This is a genomic window from Longicatena sp. (genome assembly GCF_982403165.1).
In genome coordinates this window covers 13,600-30,001 of sequence record NZ_CEVYEL010000012.1, presented here as the reverse complement: position 1 = coordinate 30,001, position 16,402 = coordinate 13,600, and the positions used below count along the sequence as shown (strand labels likewise).

The following is a 16,402-nucleotide window of genomic DNA, read 5'->3' as shown; positions in this document are numbered from 1 at the left end:
AGTACAGCATCATCTGTATGCACATCTTTTCTTAAGAAAACCCTATGACATGAGTCAGTTCAAGGAAAAAGATGAGGAATCATGGTGTGAGGACCTTGATTTTAGCGACATGTGGTGGAAAGAAATGATTCTTACAATCCCTTTCAAGAATCATTTTTTTTTATGCTTAACTATGTTAAAATAATGAAAAGAGGAAAGGGATTACATATGAAAAAAGCAGTACTAGCGGCATCGCTCATGCTTTTGTGCGGATGTCAAACAACGAAGAAGGAAACAGAAAAACCATTATATTTTGTGTTTGCAACACCATTATCTACACATACCCTATGGCTGCAGGCAAAAAGCGGTATGCAGGATGCTTGTGATCTACATCATATACAATGTGATTGGCAAGGACCAATCAAAATTTCAACAGAACAAATGGAGGATGTAATTCAGACAGCAATTTTGAAAAAAGCAGATGGTATTATTACACAGGGAGTTATCAAGAAAACATATATCATGGAATCAATGGAGCAAAATGTACCGATCGTTCTTGTTGATTCACCGGTAGAAGACGCAAAGCCCCTTGCAACTATTTGTAAGGATTTTGAACAACAGGCACAGATGCTTTTGACGGATATTGAAAAACGGATAGGAAAGAATGAACATCTGCGCATAGGAATTCAGGTATCGGAACAAGATTTCGATTTGGCCAAACAGCAGATTGAATCCGTCCGTACGGTATTTAAAAAACATCCGGGCGGTTTTGAAATTGTTGCAATCAGTGAATCTAAGTCAGATCAATCCCGTTCACGTAATGAATGGATCAGCGTTTTGCAAAAAGAAAAAAATTTAAATATCACGCTAAATTTTGCCGGTGAAAGTGCGATTGGCTGTGTGATGGCGCGTGAATATCTGAATATGCAAGATGATCTGCTGATCTATGGTGTTGATGATATGGATGATACGGTAAAGATGATCAAAGAAGGTAAAATTGCCGGAAGCATAGTTACATCTTTTTATCGTTACGGATATGATTCCGTGGAGATGTTATATGAGTATGTAAGAAATGGAAAAGAACCGGTGAAAGAGCTTCAGCCAGCGCAAATTCTATTGCTTAATAAAGGAAATCTAAAAACATATGAAAAGGAGCTGAAGGAATGATGAAACGGTGGTTGCGTCATAATGATCAGCTGGAAAGCTTCAGCGATAAGATTTTTAATTACAATCTCATGTTAATCGTCATTGTAGCCTTTGTTTGTTCGACATATGTCATGCTGAATATACGAATTATCGATAAGTTTAATGATACCTATGTGAGCTACAATGATTTAAATGGCTTTTATTTTCATGTGAAGGAAATGAATGATAATTTTCAGGTCTATTTATATCAGCCCAGTGATGCAAATTATAAAGCTTTTCGTGATTCTTATAATGCATCCGGAAAAAACATAGATAAGATCATGCTGAGCCTAAAAGGGAATGAGCGAAAATGGCGTTTTGAACTCTTGCAGAATATGATTGATAAGTATTATATCGATGCTGAATTGGTCATTGCCAGTAATCTACAGCAAGAAGAAGACTTTAATCAGAAGTATCAGAAGTTAATACATGAATATGAGCTGATAGCAAAGACAAGTGGAGAATATTATGATATCGTAACCGAAGATATGCAGCTGCAGAAAATTGCGGTAAATGATAATCAGCGAACGCTGCATCTAGTATCTTTATTCTTTATTCTGTTTGTGATTACCTGGCTTGCTTATTTTTCCATTACGATGATTCGTTCGATGACAGATCCGATTGAGAAAATCATGAATAATATGAATCGCATTAAAATGGGTGAATACGACTTATCAAAAATTTCCAATGTAAACAAAGAAATGAATGTGCTTTGTTTGGCGTTGGAGGACCTTTCAAGAAGTATACAAAAAAATATTCAATATGCGAATGATAAATCCGATCTAGAGAAACGTGTATTGGAGCAGCAAAACGAAAATTTGAAAAAAGATGAACTGCTTGCGCAAAGCGAATTGCGGGTATTGCAAAATCAAATTAATCCCCATTTCTTATTTAATACCTTGAATATGATTTATAAAAAGGCTTACAGTGAAGGTGCATATGAAACAAGTGAACTGATGGAACGCACCAGCCGTCTGTTGCGTTATGCTTTGGATAATACAAGCCGCATCAGCAGTTTGAAAAAAGAATTAGCGGCTATTGAAAACTATAATTATATTCAGGCGAAACGTTATGGAGAACGCATTCGCTTTATTGTCGAGGCAGAAGAGGATCTTCCTGATATACGCATGCCAGGCATGATCTTACAGCCGCTTGTTGAAAATGCAGTTCTCCATGGTTTACAGGATGTTACGGAAGATGGTGAGGTCATGATTGAGGTTACGCAGCAAAACGATCATGTAATCATCAGTGTAAGTGATAATGGTGTTGGTATGGCCTCAGATGAATTGGAAAAATTAATTTTAAATGATTATGCCAAAGGAAGCGATGATCGTGTGCATCTGGGCTTATACAATGTTACCAGCCGCTTGAAGAAATTTTATGGTGATGAAGTAAGCATTATCATCAATAGTCTGGAAAACTGTGGCTTTGAGATTAATATTAAGATTGATCTAAGGAGGCGTTCCTGATGTATAAAATTTTAATAATCGAGGATGAGCAAATTGAACGCGAGACACTTTATAAAATCTTACACGATAACTTTACTTTAAAAGGATTGTATATGGCGAAAAACGGGAAAGAAGCACTGGATGTTTTTGAACGTGAAAAGCCGGAAATTGTCTTAGCCGATATCAATATACCGGGAATCAATGGCTTAGAGGTCATACGGCGAATCAAACAACAGCAACAAGACACTTCCTTCCTTGTATTATCCAGTTATAACTATTTTGAATATGCACAAGAGGCCATTCGCCTAGGTGTGAGTGATTTTATTTTAAAGCCATACAACATAGAACATTTGAAAGAAGTCGTAGATAGATTGATACACCAGCATCGAGAAAAACGTAAAGAGCAGCAACAGCATGATGAATTATTGGAGAAGATTGAAAAAATTACTCCGGTAGTTGAAAATGAATGTTTGTATGCGATCATCTCAAATGAGAACGAATTAGAATTAAAACGTTCTTTACGACTATTAAGTCCCCATATCTGTAGTGGTTTTTGTATGATCATGCAGAGTTTGACATGTGCTTTTCATACCACAGCCATGGATACCATTTGTGAAAACTTTAAAAAGCAGGGATATCGCTGTATCAAAGAATTGTTTCATGGACTGCAAATTTTCTTTATCCTTTTTGAGCGTCCGATTGACCAACAGGAAGTCCGACAGCTGGCAGGATATATCGATGGTTTGCGTAGTGAATATAAAGATGTCGTAATTGGTATTGGTCCTATTGTTTGTGAATTAATAAAATTTCATCATTCCTTTGATTTGGCGAGAGATCGATTAAGTGCTCAGGCACAGCCAGCTTTGAAGCTATTGATGGAAGATGAAAAAAGCAGTGAAGAAAATGCGGTAAATATTGCTACACAGGTAGAAGTATTCATGAAAGCATTTCAGAAGATGGATGAAGAATCTTTAAAAAAACATTTGAATCAATTAAGTCTTCAACTGATTCAGGAGGAAAAAGAACAATTGTATAAAGATGTATCTGAATTAATTACGTCTTTGAAAAACAGTTGTGAAAAACAATATCCGGAAATTGATTTTACTAAAGTCAAAATTACACCTTTGCGTGTGACAAGCAGTATTCACCAAGAAGTACCTTTATATTTACATATGCAAATACATCGCTTGTATGATCTGATTGCTGAGGAGAAATTCCGTAATACGAATTTACTGGTACGTCATGCCATTCGTTATATTGACAGTAATTATCGTAAACAAATTACATTGAGTGATATGGCAGATGCATTACAGGTATCACCTTATTATATTTCCAAATTACTCAGCAGCTCTTTGAATAAAACATTTACGGAACTGGTGAGTGAACGACGTGTAGAGGCTAGTAAAGAATTACTGAAAACAAATAAACGTATAAAAGAAATCGCTTATGAAGTAGGATTCCAAGGGCAAAATTATTTCACTAAAGTATTTAAAAATTATACCGGCGTTACCCCAAAGGTATATAAAAATACCTTTGAGAACAAGGAATAATAGCTTTGTATGGGGTTAAACACAAAGAATTGCTAAAGATAGCTAAATTTTACTATTTTTTCATTCTATAATAAAAATGCAGATAAAGAGACTATAATAATACTATCTGCAATACCATAATGTAAGGCTGTTACCAGCCAGCCTTAGATGAATCCTTTTTCTTTAAAAAAGTCATGTTACTCCCAGAACATGACTTTTTTACATGATGTGTTTGTCTAGTAAGCATGTTAGCTTACTTTTTTTAGGTTTTATTTACCGATAATTCTAACATAAGTAAAAATGACTTTTTTTCTTTGTAGGAGAATGTAAGGATAAAAGTGACATATATGTCATTTAGAATTAAGAACCCTTAAGAAGTAAAAATGCATCTAGATGCTATAATACAGGTGAACAGGAAGGGTGTTTCCTTCTTATGTAAAGGAGCTAATTGTTATGAAGAATATAGTTGAGATGCTGGAAAACAGTTGTTCTCGTTATCCTGATAAAACAATGCTTATGGAACCGGAAAAGAGCATTACATATAAAGCGTTTGTCAATGAAGCAAAAGCGATTGCTTGTAAGATTATAGAAAAAATACCATCACAGAATCAGCCTGTTGTCATTTTGATTGATAAAAGCATTCAGGCTCTCGTATCAATGATGGGAGTGTTATATAGTGGAAATTATTATACGATCTTAGATGTAAAGATGCCCGTTGAGCGTATGGAATGTATACTGAATACGTTGCAGCCAAGCCTGCTTATTAGCGATCATAAGCAATGGAAAACAGCCGAAAAGTTAAATTTTAAAGGAGATTTGTTGCTTTATGAAGAAAACAAGACCTATGCGATAGAAGAAGCAAACTTATTATCCAGGCGAAGAAAGATGATTGATACGGATCCGGCATATGTATTGTTTACTTCCGGCTCTACCGGTATTCCGAAAGGAACAGTTGTATCACATCGCAGTGTCCTTGCCTATGCCCATTGGGTTGTTGAAACCTTTGCAATCGATGAAACAACGATCTTTGGTAATCAGACACCGTTTTATTTCAGTATGTCTGTGCTTGATATTTATGCAACCCTTTTATCAGGTGCTAGTCTTTATTTGCTGCCAAAACTTTATTTCTCTTTTCCAGCAAAGCTTTTGGACTGCATGATTCAAAATAAGATCAATACCATTTACTGGGTGCCGAGTGCTTTAGGTATCGTGGCAAACTTAAAAGGTTTAGAAGTATTGCCGCCTAAAGATGTAAAAAAGGTGTTGTTTGCAGGTGAAGTAATGCCAACAAAGATTTTAAATATCTGGCGCAGACATTTACCTGATGCTTTATATGCAAATTTATATGGTCCAACAGAAGTTACCGATATTTGTACGTATTATATTGTAAACCGTGATTTTGCGGATGATGAAGCTTTGCCAATCGGAAATGCTTGTAACAATTGTGATGTTATTGTGCTAAAAGAAGATGGTACACAAGCAAAAGGCGATGAAGCCGGTGAACTTTGTGTACGAGGAAGTTTTTTGGCAAATGGATATTATGATCAAGTGGAGAAAACAAGCGAAGTGTTTATTCAAAATCCATTGCAGCCTCATTATCCAGAGCTTATTTATCGCAGTGGTGATATTGTGAAATACAATGAATACGGTGAGTTGATGTACTTATCACGTAAGGATTTTCAAATCAAGCATATGGGATATCGCATTGAACTTGGTGAAATTGAAACCGCTATGTTTGCGATAGAGGGGATGGATGCCTGTGCGTGTATCTATGATACACAAGCGAAATGGATCATCTTATATTATCAGGGCAAAAATTTAACGGAAAAAGCAATTTTGGAACAGGCAAAGGCCAAGCTGCCCAATTACATGTGGCCCAATAAATTTATTCCTATAAAACGCATGCCTTATAATGCAAATGGGAAAATAGATCGGAAAGCTTTAAAAGCTATGTATGCAGGAGGATAAAAAATATGGAGAAATTACTAGCAATCTTAGAAGATATGAAGCCAGGAGTCGATTTTAAAAAAGAAAAAAAACTTATTGAGGATGGTATTTTAGATTCCTTCGATATCGTTGAAATCATTGCGGCTATCGATGATGAATTTGATGTTGAAATTCCAGTTATGGAAGTGCAGCCAGAGGTTTTCAATGATGTAGAAAAGCTATATGCGCTGATTGAGCGATTAATGGAAGAATAGGATTTGTATCATGTCATTGATATCGCTGCCATTCATGCTGTTAGTGACAGCATCTTGTGTGCTTTATTATCTTGCGCCGAAACAGTGGCGATGGTGTATTTTGCTCTTAGCAAATGTCATCTTTTATGTTGCGGCCTCGCAGGCATTGATCATTTTCCTGATAGGTAGTATTTTGAGTGTATATATCGGCGGCTTAGCTATTAACAAACAGATAAAGCTGCAAAAAGCTACCATAAAAAGTTTAGAAAAAGACAAAAAGAAAGCCTATAAGGCTATGATGAAGAAACGGAAGCAACTGATTTTGATCGTCGTATTGGCAATCAATATTGGTATCTTATGCTATTTAAAATATTACGGTTTTTTTGCCGGTAATCTGAATGCCATAAATGCTTTACTGCATGTTAATGTTAATATCGCAGTAAAAAAATTTGTACTGCCACTTGGAATCTCCTATTATACCTTAATGGCCATCAGTTACATGGTAGATGTGTATAGAGGCAAATACGAAGCAAGCCCTCAGCTTGGGAAAGTCGCTTTGTATTTGTCCTTCTTCCCACAAATGACAGAAGGTCCGATCTCACGTTTTGATCAGTTAGCCGATCAATTGTATGCGGGCAATGAATTTGACATTATAAAATTCAAGAGTGGTTTATATCTAATTCTTTGGGGACTTTTTAAAAAATTAGTCATCGCTGATCGAGCTGCGCTATATGTGAATCCAGTATTTAGTGGTATGCATGGAGGTTTTACCGCTTTTTTAGCTGTTGCCTTATATACATTACAAATATATGCTGAATTTAGTGGCGCTATGGATATCGTACGTGGAATTGGCTATTTGTTTGGTGTTCACATGGAGAAAAATTTTGAACAACCGTTTTTCTCAAAAAGTATAGCTGAATTCTGGCGTCGCTGGCATCGTACGTTAGGGACTTGGCTAAAAGATTACGTATTTTATTCAATATCATTATCTAAAATGAATATGAATTTGAACCGTTCTGTGAAAAAGCATATGAAAGGGAATTTCGGAAGATTTATCCTAAGCGCATTTCCCCTCTTTTTTGTCTGGTTTTTCAATGGATTCTGGCATGGCGCCAGCTGGAAATATATTGTATATGGTTTATATTATTATCTAATTATGATGATGGGGTTGTTGCTTGCCCCTGTTTTTACGAAAATCAAAGATACATGGCATCTTCATGAACAGCGAAAAGGCTATCGTCTCTTTTGTATCTTACGTACGGTATTGATTGTTTTTGGTGGCATGCTGATCTTTCGTGCGCACTCACTAGATGATGCCTTGCAAATGCTGTTGCGGATCTTTACGATGCAGGAAACAGATATCTTAGCACATGGGCTGACTCTTGTTGATTTTGGCATTTTGATATGGGGATTGGTATTGATGTTTATAATAGCAGGCTTAAAGGAAAGACGTGTAAATTTATTTGCATTATTTGATCAGAAAAGTCTGTTGTTGCGTTATGGTATTATCCTTATCATAGGGGTATCCATTATCGTATTTGGTATTTATGGTCATGGTTATCAAGCAAGCGATTTTATATATGGTGAATTTTAGTGAAAGGAGCAAACATCATGAAAAACAGACGTAAATCTATCCTAGCCTTTACATCCTTTATTGTTATTTTTGCTCTATTATTAAACTTATTTTCCATGATATTAATTCCCAAAGATAATAAGATGAGCAAAACGATACGTGGCTTCTATGAAGAAAAGAAAAACTCATTAGATGTTTTATTTCTTGGTGATAGTAGTATGTATCGCAGTATCATACCTGCTAAGTTGTGGAAGGAAAATGGTTTTACCAGTTATGCACTGGGCGCTCCTTCGGTAAGAACCTATGCTTTGTATTATTTATTGGAAGAAGCATTAAAAACGCAAAAGCCAAAAGTAGTCGTTATGGAAGTGAATTGCGCATTTAATGATCATAAATATTCTATGGGAAATAAACGAAAGATTATCGATCACATGAAACTTTCGATGAATAAAATTAATATGATTCAAGATGCAGCATTTCAATTTTCTTTAACTGATAAAATAAGTTTATTATTCCCTGTCTTTTTATATCATAATCGTTATAATGAAATAAATGCGGTTGATATAGCTGAAACCTTTGGTTCGCCAATGAATGATACGAAGGGCTTTATTAGTAGCTACAAGCAAAAACCGTATAAAGGGAAGACCAATTATATGCGTGCATCTTCACAGGCGATGTTTGATGCGAATAGTAAAAAATATATGGATATGATTCATGATATATGTAAAAAGAATCATATTAAGCTTATGTTATTAAAAGTACCGGGTGCCAAAGAATGGAATCAAAGTAAAAAAGAGGCAGTAGAGTTGTATGCAAAAGAACGACATCTGCCATATTTAGATTTAAATACGAATATGGAGAAGAACATCGATTGGAGAAGGGATACGAATGATTCCGGAGTACATTTGAATATCTTTGGTGCAGAAAAGGTGACGATGGAGCTCAGTCAGTATTTTCGTCGTCATTATCGACTGAAAAAAACAACAGATCAAGAAGTAATTGCTTCCTTCAATAAAGCTTATCGCTTATTTAATGAGAAACGAAAGTCTTATAAAAGACCTGTCAAGACAGTTACTATTTAAGAATACCTATTATGAAATGAATCTTACAGGTATATGTACCTCTATATTGGATAATCCAATATAGAGTTTTTTTTTGACTTCCATGAAGACGGATGATTACAAAAAAGCTTGTGAATATGCAGGTATTAATTTTGATCAAACATCCTATGATAAAAGCTCGGCATTGCAGAAAAAGACAACGAAAGAAAGCTATGCCGCTGTGGTATTCAAAGTAGGCAAGCAAAAAGTGTCAAAAAAGAAAGTCACAGTAGATGTTGAAATCATAACTACGGATTATTTAGAAATTATGAATCAGGCCGTATATGATACTATGAAAAATAAAAAAGATGATGCATATACATATAGAGTATTTTCTAGTATCAAAATAGAGAAGAATAAGCTTCTAAATTGTTGATACCTAGCAGTTAAAAAAACGATGTATGATACAGCATTTTGTTGTTTGTGTTTTATGAAACAATACAATTAGAATATGCAAAAAAAGCGGTATCTACATGCCATGTTAAGATATGGCGAATAGTTACCGTTTTTATATGAACATAGGGTTTATTTGTTAAAGGACTCGCTCAGAGTTAAGAATTCATTTACTCTTTCCTCAGCGGTTTTTAAACAACTGATCCAGAAATCTTTAGAAGTCAGATCAATGTCAGCCAATTTAGCAACATCTTCAACATCGGATACCGTTGTCGCATGTAGCAATTCACGATATTTTGGTACGAAAGCATCCTTCATTTCATGATATTTTACAATTAAGCCACGGGCAAATAAACCGCCAAAAGCGTAAGGGAAGTTGTAAAAGCTCAGAGCTGATGAATAATAATGGCTCTTATTGATCCACATATAAGGATGCAAATACTGCTCATCTAAGCCATCACCATATGCTTGTTTTTGTGCATCCAACATCATCGCTTCTAGTTCATCCGGGAATAGGAACCCCTCTTTACGTTTTTCAAATACCTTTTTTTCAAATAAGAAACGAGAATAAATATCACACATAATCTGTGTAAGATCTTGAAGCTGTGTTTCTATTAATGCCAGCTTTGTTTCTCCTTCTGCTTCATCAATTGCAGCATTCATGATGATATTTTCATTAAAGGTAGAAGCAGTTTCGGCAACTGGCATGGAATAATCTGTATTAAGCATCTTGTGATCCTGGATCATCATACCATGATATGCGTGTCCTAATTCATGAGCCAATGTCACAACATCGCCTAAGGAACCATCAAAATTCGTTAAAACACGACTTTGTTTCAAGAAAGGGAGATTTTCGCAGAATGCTCCACCAACCTTACCCTTACGTGGATAGAAATCAATCCATTCATCTGCAAAGGCTTCTTCCATCATATCCGCCATATCCTGTGCAAAAGGCGCAAAATGTTTCAACAGATAGTCTTTTGCTGTTTCAATCGTGAATTTTGTGTCGTCTTTTCCAATAGGTGCAAATAGCTCATACCAAGGAAGTCCGTTTTGATAACCTAACATTTCCGCCTTGCGTTTTAAATATTTACGGAATACCGGCATATAATCATCCATGGCCGATAGCATGGCATCTAAGGTTTCCTGTTTCATATGGGACTGATGCAGTGTCATTGCTAAAGGAGAAGCGAAACCGCGCAACTCACATTCTGTTAAGACTTGTGCTTTGATGTTGTTTAAAGAAAAGGCAATAGCATCACGAATCTTGGCATAAGCAGCTAATTCTGCTTCATAAGCGCGTTTACGCACCTTTTTATCAGAGTCATATGCCAAGTTGCGAATCTGTGAAAGGGTAGTTGTTTTTCCATCATAGTCTACTTCTAAGGTGCTGGTCAGATAGCTTTGCATGGTTTCCCAAGCCTGTCCTGCCGAGATATCCATCTTGGATAATACTTCTTCTACATCATCACTGAGTAAGTAACGACCATCTTCTTGAATCGAATGTAACAAGTAGGTATATTCCTGTAATGCTTCTTCTTTTTCCAGGCAAGCATCAAGATCTTTTATTTGTGCAATATAGCGATTAAATTTTGCTTTTGCTTTTGCCACGTTGCTTGTTTTCTTAGTGATCTTATCTAAATAAGCTGCTGTTTGCGCATCAGTGGTATCACAGCTTTGGCGCAGATTGGCATATGCCAACAGCTGGTAGCTGATCTGTTCTAATTCATTTAATGTAGTTAGAATTTGTTTCAAGGTAGCAGTTTCATCCTTATGGGATAAGGTGTCTGCCAAGGTATTGCATTGTGCAATCAATTCATCAAGTTTCTTGATATCTGCTTCAAATTGCGGATCATCATAACCCTTATAGAGGACATCAAGTGACCAAGTTTCTTTCATTTTAGACCTTCTTTCTCTGTTAGATTACCCCTATTATAGCATAGAAATTCCAAAATGAAGGAGAAGATTATGGAAGGTTTATTTTCTTAGAAGGAAGAGTGTGTAAGCCGTAAGCAATTCTTCTTTTTTGATGAATGTGAAGATAATACTATGCTATCTCTTTATGACTTTTCTCATAAATCATACAGGCAATGCTGATGATGAGAATGGAATAGATGATATAGAAAAAGGGGGCTGCTGGATAGGCCTCAAACAAGGTAATGGAGCCAAAGAGAAAGAAGAAAAAGGAAGAAACTACTTTAACACTATCTTCACTTAAATGGGCAAAGATAAATTTTCCAGCGAAGATACCAAAAATATTTGCCATGATAAGGCCTAAGGATGCTCCCAGAAAAACTTGAAGGTGCTGGTCCATGTGATCGGCTGAAAGCGCTACGGTTGCTAATTGCGTCTTATCACCGAGCTCAGCTAGAATAAAGGTAAAGGCAATAGAAAAAATAGGCAATCCTAAGGAAATATGATGCCCCTTGCTTTCTTCTTTTGTAATGCGTAAGTTAAAAAAACCAAAGCCTAGAAACATTGCGGCAGCGGCCAATTTGATAAACTGCATAGGGATCATATCGCCTATTAGATCTCCGGCCAATGTAGAAAAAGCACTGATGATGATGACCCCTAACATCATCCCTAATATCACACTTTTCATACGATAGCGATTGGTGAGCGCCATCATCATAAGTTGTGTTTTATCAGCCATTTCCGCGATAAAAACAAATAAAAACGTATGCAGCAACATAAGATCACCTCTTATTTTACTATATGTGAAATAAAGAGCTTTCATGTATAAAATCATCCTTTCCCTGCTGCGACAAAATAAATATGAAGAAGGAAAGGTGTAAGCGTCAGTAAAATAGGGATTACTTTGAAAAAGCCCTAAGCAAAAGAAAACCCGTACGAATCATACGGGTAAGAAATGCATTCTTTATTCCTCGCAAATATAGGCAAGGATCAATTTCATGGTGTTAAGGACACCATCGATATGTGTACGTTCCATACCATGAGAAGCGTGAACACCTGGGCCAATTAATGCCCCTTTGATATCATTTCCGGCATTTCTTGCGGCACTGACATCTGAACCATATTGTGGATAAATATCAATTGCATAAGATACGGCTTCACGTTTAGCCAGCTCAATAAGTTTGCTGGTAAGATCATAATCATAAGGACCACTGGAATCTTTGGCGCAGATGGAAACATCTTGTTCTGTGCATGCTAAATCTAAGCCGATGCATCCCATATCGACAGCTAAAAGCTCAGCAATTTCATCTGGGATATGCGCCATACCATGTCCGACTTCTTCATAGGTGCTCATCATAAAGATCAAATCATAAGCAGGGGTAATGGCATTTTCTTTTAAATGATGTAAAATGCCCATCAATGCAGAAACGCTGATCTTATCGTCTAAGAAACGAGATTTAATAAAACCACTTTCGGTAATTTGTACTTTTGGATCGATGGCAACAATATCTCCATTTTGAATTCCAAGTTTCTGCGTATCTTCCTTTGTATAAGTGACTTCATCAATGCGTACTTCCATTTCATCAATTTCACGTTTCTTCGTGCTGGCATCTTTATAGACATGGGCTGCTGGAGAAGTGGATAAAATCGTTCCGCTATAGCATTGACCATCTCTTGTATAGATACGACAATATTCCCCATCCAGTGTCGGAATGATAGGACCGCCTAAATTGGTTAAGGCAAGCTTTCCATCACTTTTTATCGAGCGGACCATAAGACCTAAGGTATCGCAATGGGCGCATAAACCAAGTGTCTTATGATGATGATTACCTTTTACATAGATCCATAAATTGCCTTTGTGATTACGTTTTGTCTGATATCCGAATCGCTTTGCTTCTTCTTCAACGAAGTCGATGGCTTTTTTGGTATACCCGGTAGGGGAATCAATTGCTAATAACTTTTTTGCGAATGCTACAACATATTCTTTATTCATCATCATCTTACCTACTTTCTATTTTTACTTAGTGATTTAACGTGAGATGTACACACCATCACAATCATCAATTTCTTCAACTTTTACGCGAATCTGTTCCTGTAAAGAGCTAGGAATGTTTTTGCCGATGTAGTCTGCGCGTATCGGTAATTCACGATGACCGCGATCAACCAAGACGGCCAATTGTATCTCTTTTGCTCTTCCATAATGCATAATGGCATCCATGGCAGCGCGCACGGTTCGTCCTTTGAATAAGACATCATCTACTAAAATAACTTTCTTATCCTTTACCGGCATGGTTTGGTTTGGTAAAGGGTGTGCCTGCTCCAGATCATCACGCCAATGGGAAACATCCAATGCATAACAAGGTACCTGTACTTGCTCTACACGCGCAATCATTTTAGCTAAACGCTGAGCGAGAATTTCACCTCTGGTCTTGATGCCGACAAGAACGATATCCTCAACACCTTTGTTATGTTCAATGATTTCATGTGTAATTCTGGTTAAACTGCGGCGCAATCCTAAAGCGTCGATTATCTCTTTTGTTTCCATGCAGATCCTCCTTGAAAACACTACTCATAGTATACCTGTTTCCGCCTTTAAACGCAATCATTTCCCGTCCAGGATTTCATCAAGAATAGCATTTGCCAATCGCTCAAAAAGAAATTGTTTCTGATACGGTGTTCCCTTCGTACTCAGCTCATAAATACCTACGTTTTGTGTATATAGAATGGTTAAAAATTCATGAATGAGTTCTTGGCTTTTTACCTGATGATCATAAGCAGCTAAGGTTTGACAGAAGAAATCTTCTTTATCATGATGACCGAGAAATAAAGCGATGGCATCATCCAAACTCTCAACTTTTCGCCATCCTTGAAACTTTGCCTTTGCGTTTAAATAGAATAAGGCATGGACCGGATAAAATTGCAGACTGCTTTCATAGGTTGTCAAAGGAGTGATCTGATAACGAATAGTATCTTCTTCTTTTAGAAAGATGCCGGATGCATAATGTGCGAATAGTTGTTGCTTTTTTACATAAGAGATATCTTTACAGGCACTGACCTCACTACCGGTACTGACGATGGCATTATCAAGATAGTGCAAAATGCCGCTATCATCATAATAAGCACTTGCGGCTATCTTGCGAGTATGACAACTTTTCAATATGGCATCTAATAATTCACTCTTACCACTGTGGGTCATCCCGGCAAAGACAAGATTTTGTTGCTGTTGCGAATATGCAATATGCACCATGGAGGCATGAATAGGGAGATCATGCTTTTGAATACAAAGCGCATTGTATAAGGTTAAGATCATTTCTTTTAAGTAGAGAAAATGTAACATCTCATCCCCACCGCTGACCATACCGATGTATAAGGCATTTGTCTGATCGTAATAGTAACTCCGCTGTTTACGATGGCTTTGTAATCCAAACAAGAGAAGAAAATCATAAGTAACACCTGGTTCTGTAATAGGATACATGGCGGACAGAGCTGCCGCAAACCACAATGCTTTACGATGTAAAAAAACAATGCCTTGAAAATTGCCGATGCGGATACAGATGCCAAGGTAGCTAGTGGCATCCATACTGATATCCCGATATAAAAAAGTATCGCTTTTTCGTATCGGATATTGATGAGAATGTTTTGCCATAGCGATGACCGGAACACTGTGTAACTGTACTTCGCTTAAGAAAGGAATATGACTCAAGGGAAGATGCGCATAGGGATGCGATAAGGGGTGTTTCTTTACTTGATAGGTAGCATCAAAAGCAAATTGATGCATGGGTAAAATGGAGCCTGATTGTTGAACAAGACGACTCATATTTTCCCAAAGATGCTGTAAAGAGGGAGAAGGAACATCTGGCTTGGTGATGATGTGAATTTTACCAATAGCAGAAAAGTATTGCAGAAAAATTAATAAAGGACGGTAAGGGAAAGGATTTTTTGTTAAAAGAGAAAGCACCATGGTCTCTTCAATATCGTATGGATAACATTTTAATAATTCTTTTAAATAAGAGCGAGCACTGACTTCCTCATCAAATTCTAATGCAAACAGCATAGTATCACCTGTTAAATAGGTATGCTCGCCATTAACAAAATAGTCAAATGATCTGTTGAAAACATGCTTTCCTAGCAATCATCGTTATGTGTAAGAATAGATGTGCTATAATAAAAAAAAGAATGCACAGAAAGAAGTGTTGAATATGAAAAAAGTTGTATTTCATATAGATGAAATGAAGAATTGGTCATTAACATTAGGAAATGTGAAGAATCTTATCACGTTTTATGAACACCATGATGAGGTGTTTCAAATCGTCGTCGTAGCAAATGGTGAAGCCGTAAAAGGATATGGGAAAGAGGACACACAGGAAAATATTGCAAAGGAAATCCTTGCTTTATTTGCTAAGGGAATATCTTTTCACGCATGTCAAAATGCGTTGCGTGCACAGCAGTTAGAAGCTGTCGATCTTCTTGAGCATATCGTCATTGTTGAAGCAGGTGTGGCTGATATTGTCGCATTGCAAGAAAAAGGTTTTACCTATATAAAACCATAACAATTGCATGAAAAATGTGAAGAGGTGGTCTTATGAAAATCAAATTTTATGAAAAGGTTGATGATGAAAAGTTGCTATTTGCTGTCATAGTGGCTAAATATAAGGAACAATGGGTCTTTTGTAAACACAAACAGCGCAACAGCTATGAATTATGCGGCGGACATCGAGAAGCAAATGAGTCTATTCTGGATTGTGCAAGACGGGAGTTTTATGAAGAGAGTGGAGCGAAGGAATATCAACTGATTCCCTTGTGTGTGTATTCCTGCCTTGGTAAAACACGCGTAAAAGAAAGCAGTGATGAGCATGAAACATTTGGTATGTTGTATTATGCAGAGGTGTATGACTTTGATGAACTTCCTGAAAGTGAGATACAGGAAATTGCTTTCTTCACGGATGTAAAGAAGATACCAGAGTGGACATATCCTCAGATACAGCCGATATTATTCACAAAGGCACAATCCATGTTAACAAAGAAATAAAAAAAGCGTTGAAAAAAAGCTTGTTTCTATAACTAAAAAAACGTTGAAAATCTTATAGACGAAATGAAAGAG

Annotated in this window: 15 protein-coding genes; 10 read left to right on the top strand and 5 right to left on the bottom strand. The window is 36.6% G+C overall.

Annotation, left to right across the window (positions count from 1 at the left end; all coding sequences use genetic code 11):
- The first annotated feature begins 207 nt into the window (after window positions 1-207).
- The 8 genes from AC1VS3_RS04170 (at window position 208) to AC1VS3_RS04135 (ending at window position 9,370) form a co-directional block, all read left to right on the top strand.
- Window positions 208-1,146 (top strand): sugar ABC transporter substrate-binding protein, encoded by a 939-nt coding sequence (locus tag AC1VS3_RS04170; protein ID WP_008689815.1) that lies wholly within the window; start codon window positions 208-210, stop codon window positions 1,144-1,146.
- Window positions 1,143-2,633, top strand: coding sequence for a sensor histidine kinase (locus tag AC1VS3_RS04165; protein ID WP_008689814.1), 1,491 nt, complete (start codon window positions 1,143-1,145; stop codon window positions 2,631-2,633). Before AC1VS3_RS04170 ends, AC1VS3_RS04165 begins: the two co-directional genes overlap by 4 nt.
- A complete protein-coding gene (locus AC1VS3_RS04160) occupies window positions 2,633-4,162 on the top strand; it encodes a response regulator transcription factor (RefSeq protein ID WP_008689813.1) in 1,530 nt (509 codons plus the stop codon). The genes AC1VS3_RS04165 and AC1VS3_RS04160 overlap by 1 nt, the downstream gene beginning before the upstream one ends.
- 432 nt (window positions 4,163-4,594) lie before the next feature.
- Window positions 4,595-6,109 (top strand): amino acid adenylation domain-containing protein, encoded by a 1,515-nt coding sequence (locus tag AC1VS3_RS04155; RefSeq protein ID WP_008689812.1) that lies wholly within the window; start codon window positions 4,595-4,597, stop codon window positions 6,107-6,109.
- Window positions 6,110-6,114: 5 nt separating this feature from the next.
- The gene (locus tag AC1VS3_RS04150) at window positions 6,115-6,342 is read left to right on the top strand and encodes a phosphopantetheine-binding protein (protein WP_008689811.1); all 228 of its coding nucleotides are present in this window, start codon (window positions 6,115-6,117) and stop codon (window positions 6,340-6,342) included.
- A 10-nt stretch (window positions 6,343-6,352) separates the two neighbouring features.
- Window positions 6,353-7,915: an MBOAT family O-acyltransferase gene (locus AC1VS3_RS04145; protein WP_481275524.1), complete on the top strand. Its 1,563-nt coding sequence runs from the start codon at window positions 6,353-6,355 to the stop codon at window positions 7,913-7,915.
- A gap of 17 nt (window positions 7,916-7,932) precedes the next feature.
- On the top strand, window positions 7,933-8,976 hold the full coding sequence (locus tag AC1VS3_RS04140) for an SGNH/GDSL hydrolase family protein (protein WP_008689809.1): 1,044 nt from the start codon (window positions 7,933-7,935) through the stop codon (window positions 8,974-8,976).
- A gap of 82 nt (window positions 8,977-9,058) precedes the next feature.
- Complete coding sequence (locus AC1VS3_RS04135; RefSeq protein ID WP_008689808.1) at window positions 9,059-9,370, top strand: hypothetical protein; 312 nt, start codon at window positions 9,059-9,061, stop codon at window positions 9,368-9,370.
- A gap of 149 nt (window positions 9,371-9,519) precedes the next feature.
- On the opposite strand, the gene AC1VS3_RS04130 is transcribed toward AC1VS3_RS04135, so the two are convergent.
- The 5 genes from AC1VS3_RS04130 to AC1VS3_RS04110 form a co-directional block, all read right to left on the bottom strand.
- On the bottom strand, window positions 9,520-11,286 hold the full coding sequence (locus tag AC1VS3_RS04130) for a M3 family oligoendopeptidase (protein WP_008689806.1): 1,767 nt from the start codon (window positions 11,284-11,286) through the stop codon (window positions 9,520-9,522).
- A 148-nt stretch (window positions 11,287-11,434) separates the two neighbouring features.
- On the bottom strand, window positions 11,435-12,079 hold the full coding sequence (locus tag AC1VS3_RS04125) for a TMEM165/GDT1 family protein (RefSeq protein ID WP_008689804.1): 645 nt from the start codon (window positions 12,077-12,079) through the stop codon (window positions 11,435-11,437).
- A gap of 186 nt (window positions 12,080-12,265) precedes the next feature.
- A complete protein-coding gene (locus AC1VS3_RS04120; protein ID WP_008689802.1) occupies window positions 12,266-13,294 on the bottom strand; it encodes a M42 family metallopeptidase in 1,029 nt (342 codons plus the stop codon).
- A gap of 36 nt (window positions 13,295-13,330) precedes the next feature.
- Window positions 13,331-13,846 carry a bifunctional pyr operon transcriptional regulator/uracil phosphoribosyltransferase PyrR gene (gene pyrR / locus AC1VS3_RS04115; RefSeq protein WP_008689801.1) on the bottom strand — a complete coding sequence of 172 codons (516 nt, stop codon included), beginning with the start codon at window positions 13,844-13,846 and terminating at the stop codon, window positions 13,331-13,333.
- A 57-nt stretch (window positions 13,847-13,903) separates the two neighbouring features.
- Window positions 13,904-15,355 (bottom strand): hypothetical protein, encoded by a 1,452-nt coding sequence (locus AC1VS3_RS04110; protein ID WP_008689799.1) that lies wholly within the window; start codon window positions 15,353-15,355, stop codon window positions 13,904-13,906.
- A gap of 100 nt (window positions 15,356-15,455) precedes the next feature.
- Between AC1VS3_RS04110 and AC1VS3_RS04105 the strand changes: the two genes are divergently transcribed.
- Entirely contained in the window at window positions 15,456-15,851 is a 396-nt protein-coding gene (locus AC1VS3_RS04105) for a DsrE family protein (RefSeq protein ID WP_008689797.1), read from the top strand.
- A 32-nt stretch (window positions 15,852-15,883) separates the two neighbouring features.
- Complete coding sequence (locus tag AC1VS3_RS04100; RefSeq protein WP_008689795.1) at window positions 15,884-16,330, top strand: NUDIX hydrolase; 447 nt, start codon at window positions 15,884-15,886, stop codon at window positions 16,328-16,330.
- Window positions 16,331-16,402 lie beyond the last annotated feature (72 nt).

Bases quoted from the DNA above. Each gene is read 5' to 3' on its own strand.
- AC1VS3_RS04170 (WP_008689815.1), top strand. From the start codon at position 208: ATGAAAAAAGCAGTACTAGCGGCATCGCTCATGCTTTTGTGCGGATGT.
- AC1VS3_RS04165 (WP_008689814.1), top strand. From the start codon at position 1,143: ATGATGAAACGGTGGTTGCGTCATAATGATCAGCTGGAAAGCTTCAGC.
- AC1VS3_RS04160 (WP_008689813.1), top strand. From the start codon at position 2,633: ATGTATAAAATTTTAATAATCGAGGATGAGCAAATTGAACGCGAGACA.
- AC1VS3_RS04155 (WP_008689812.1), top strand. From the start codon at position 4,595: ATGAAGAATATAGTTGAGATGCTGGAAAACAGTTGTTCTCGTTATCCT.
- AC1VS3_RS04150 (WP_008689811.1), top strand. From the start codon at position 6,115: ATGGAGAAATTACTAGCAATCTTAGAAGATATGAAGCCAGGAGTCGAT.
- AC1VS3_RS04145 (WP_481275524.1), top strand. From the start codon at position 6,353: ATGTCATTGATATCGCTGCCATTCATGCTGTTAGTGACAGCATCTTGT.
- AC1VS3_RS04140 (WP_008689809.1), top strand. From the start codon at position 7,933: ATGAAAAACAGACGTAAATCTATCCTAGCCTTTACATCCTTTATTGTT.
- AC1VS3_RS04135 (WP_008689808.1), top strand. From the start codon at position 9,059: ATGAAGACGGATGATTACAAAAAAGCTTGTGAATATGCAGGTATTAAT.
- AC1VS3_RS04130 (WP_008689806.1), bottom strand. From the start codon at position 11,286: ATGAAAGAAACTTGGTCACTTGATGTCCTCTATAAGGGTTATGATGAT.
- AC1VS3_RS04125 (WP_008689804.1), bottom strand. From the start codon at position 12,079: ATGTTGCTGCATACGTTTTTATTTGTTTTTATCGCGGAAATGGCTGAT.
- AC1VS3_RS04120 (WP_008689802.1), bottom strand. From the start codon at position 13,294: ATGAATAAAGAATATGTTGTAGCATTCGCAAAAAAGTTATTAGCAATT.
- pyrR (WP_008689801.1), bottom strand. From the start codon at position 13,846: ATGGAAACAAAAGAGATAATCGACGCTTTAGGATTGCGCCGCAGTTTA.
- AC1VS3_RS04110 (WP_008689799.1), bottom strand. From the start codon at position 15,355: ATGCTGTTTGCATTAGAATTTGATGAGGAAGTCAGTGCTCGCTCTTAT.
- AC1VS3_RS04105 (WP_008689797.1), top strand. From the start codon at position 15,456: ATGTGCTATAATAAAAAAAAGAATGCACAGAAAGAAGTGTTGAATATG.
- AC1VS3_RS04100 (WP_008689795.1), top strand. From the start codon at position 15,884: ATGAAAATCAAATTTTATGAAAAGGTTGATGATGAAAAGTTGCTATTT.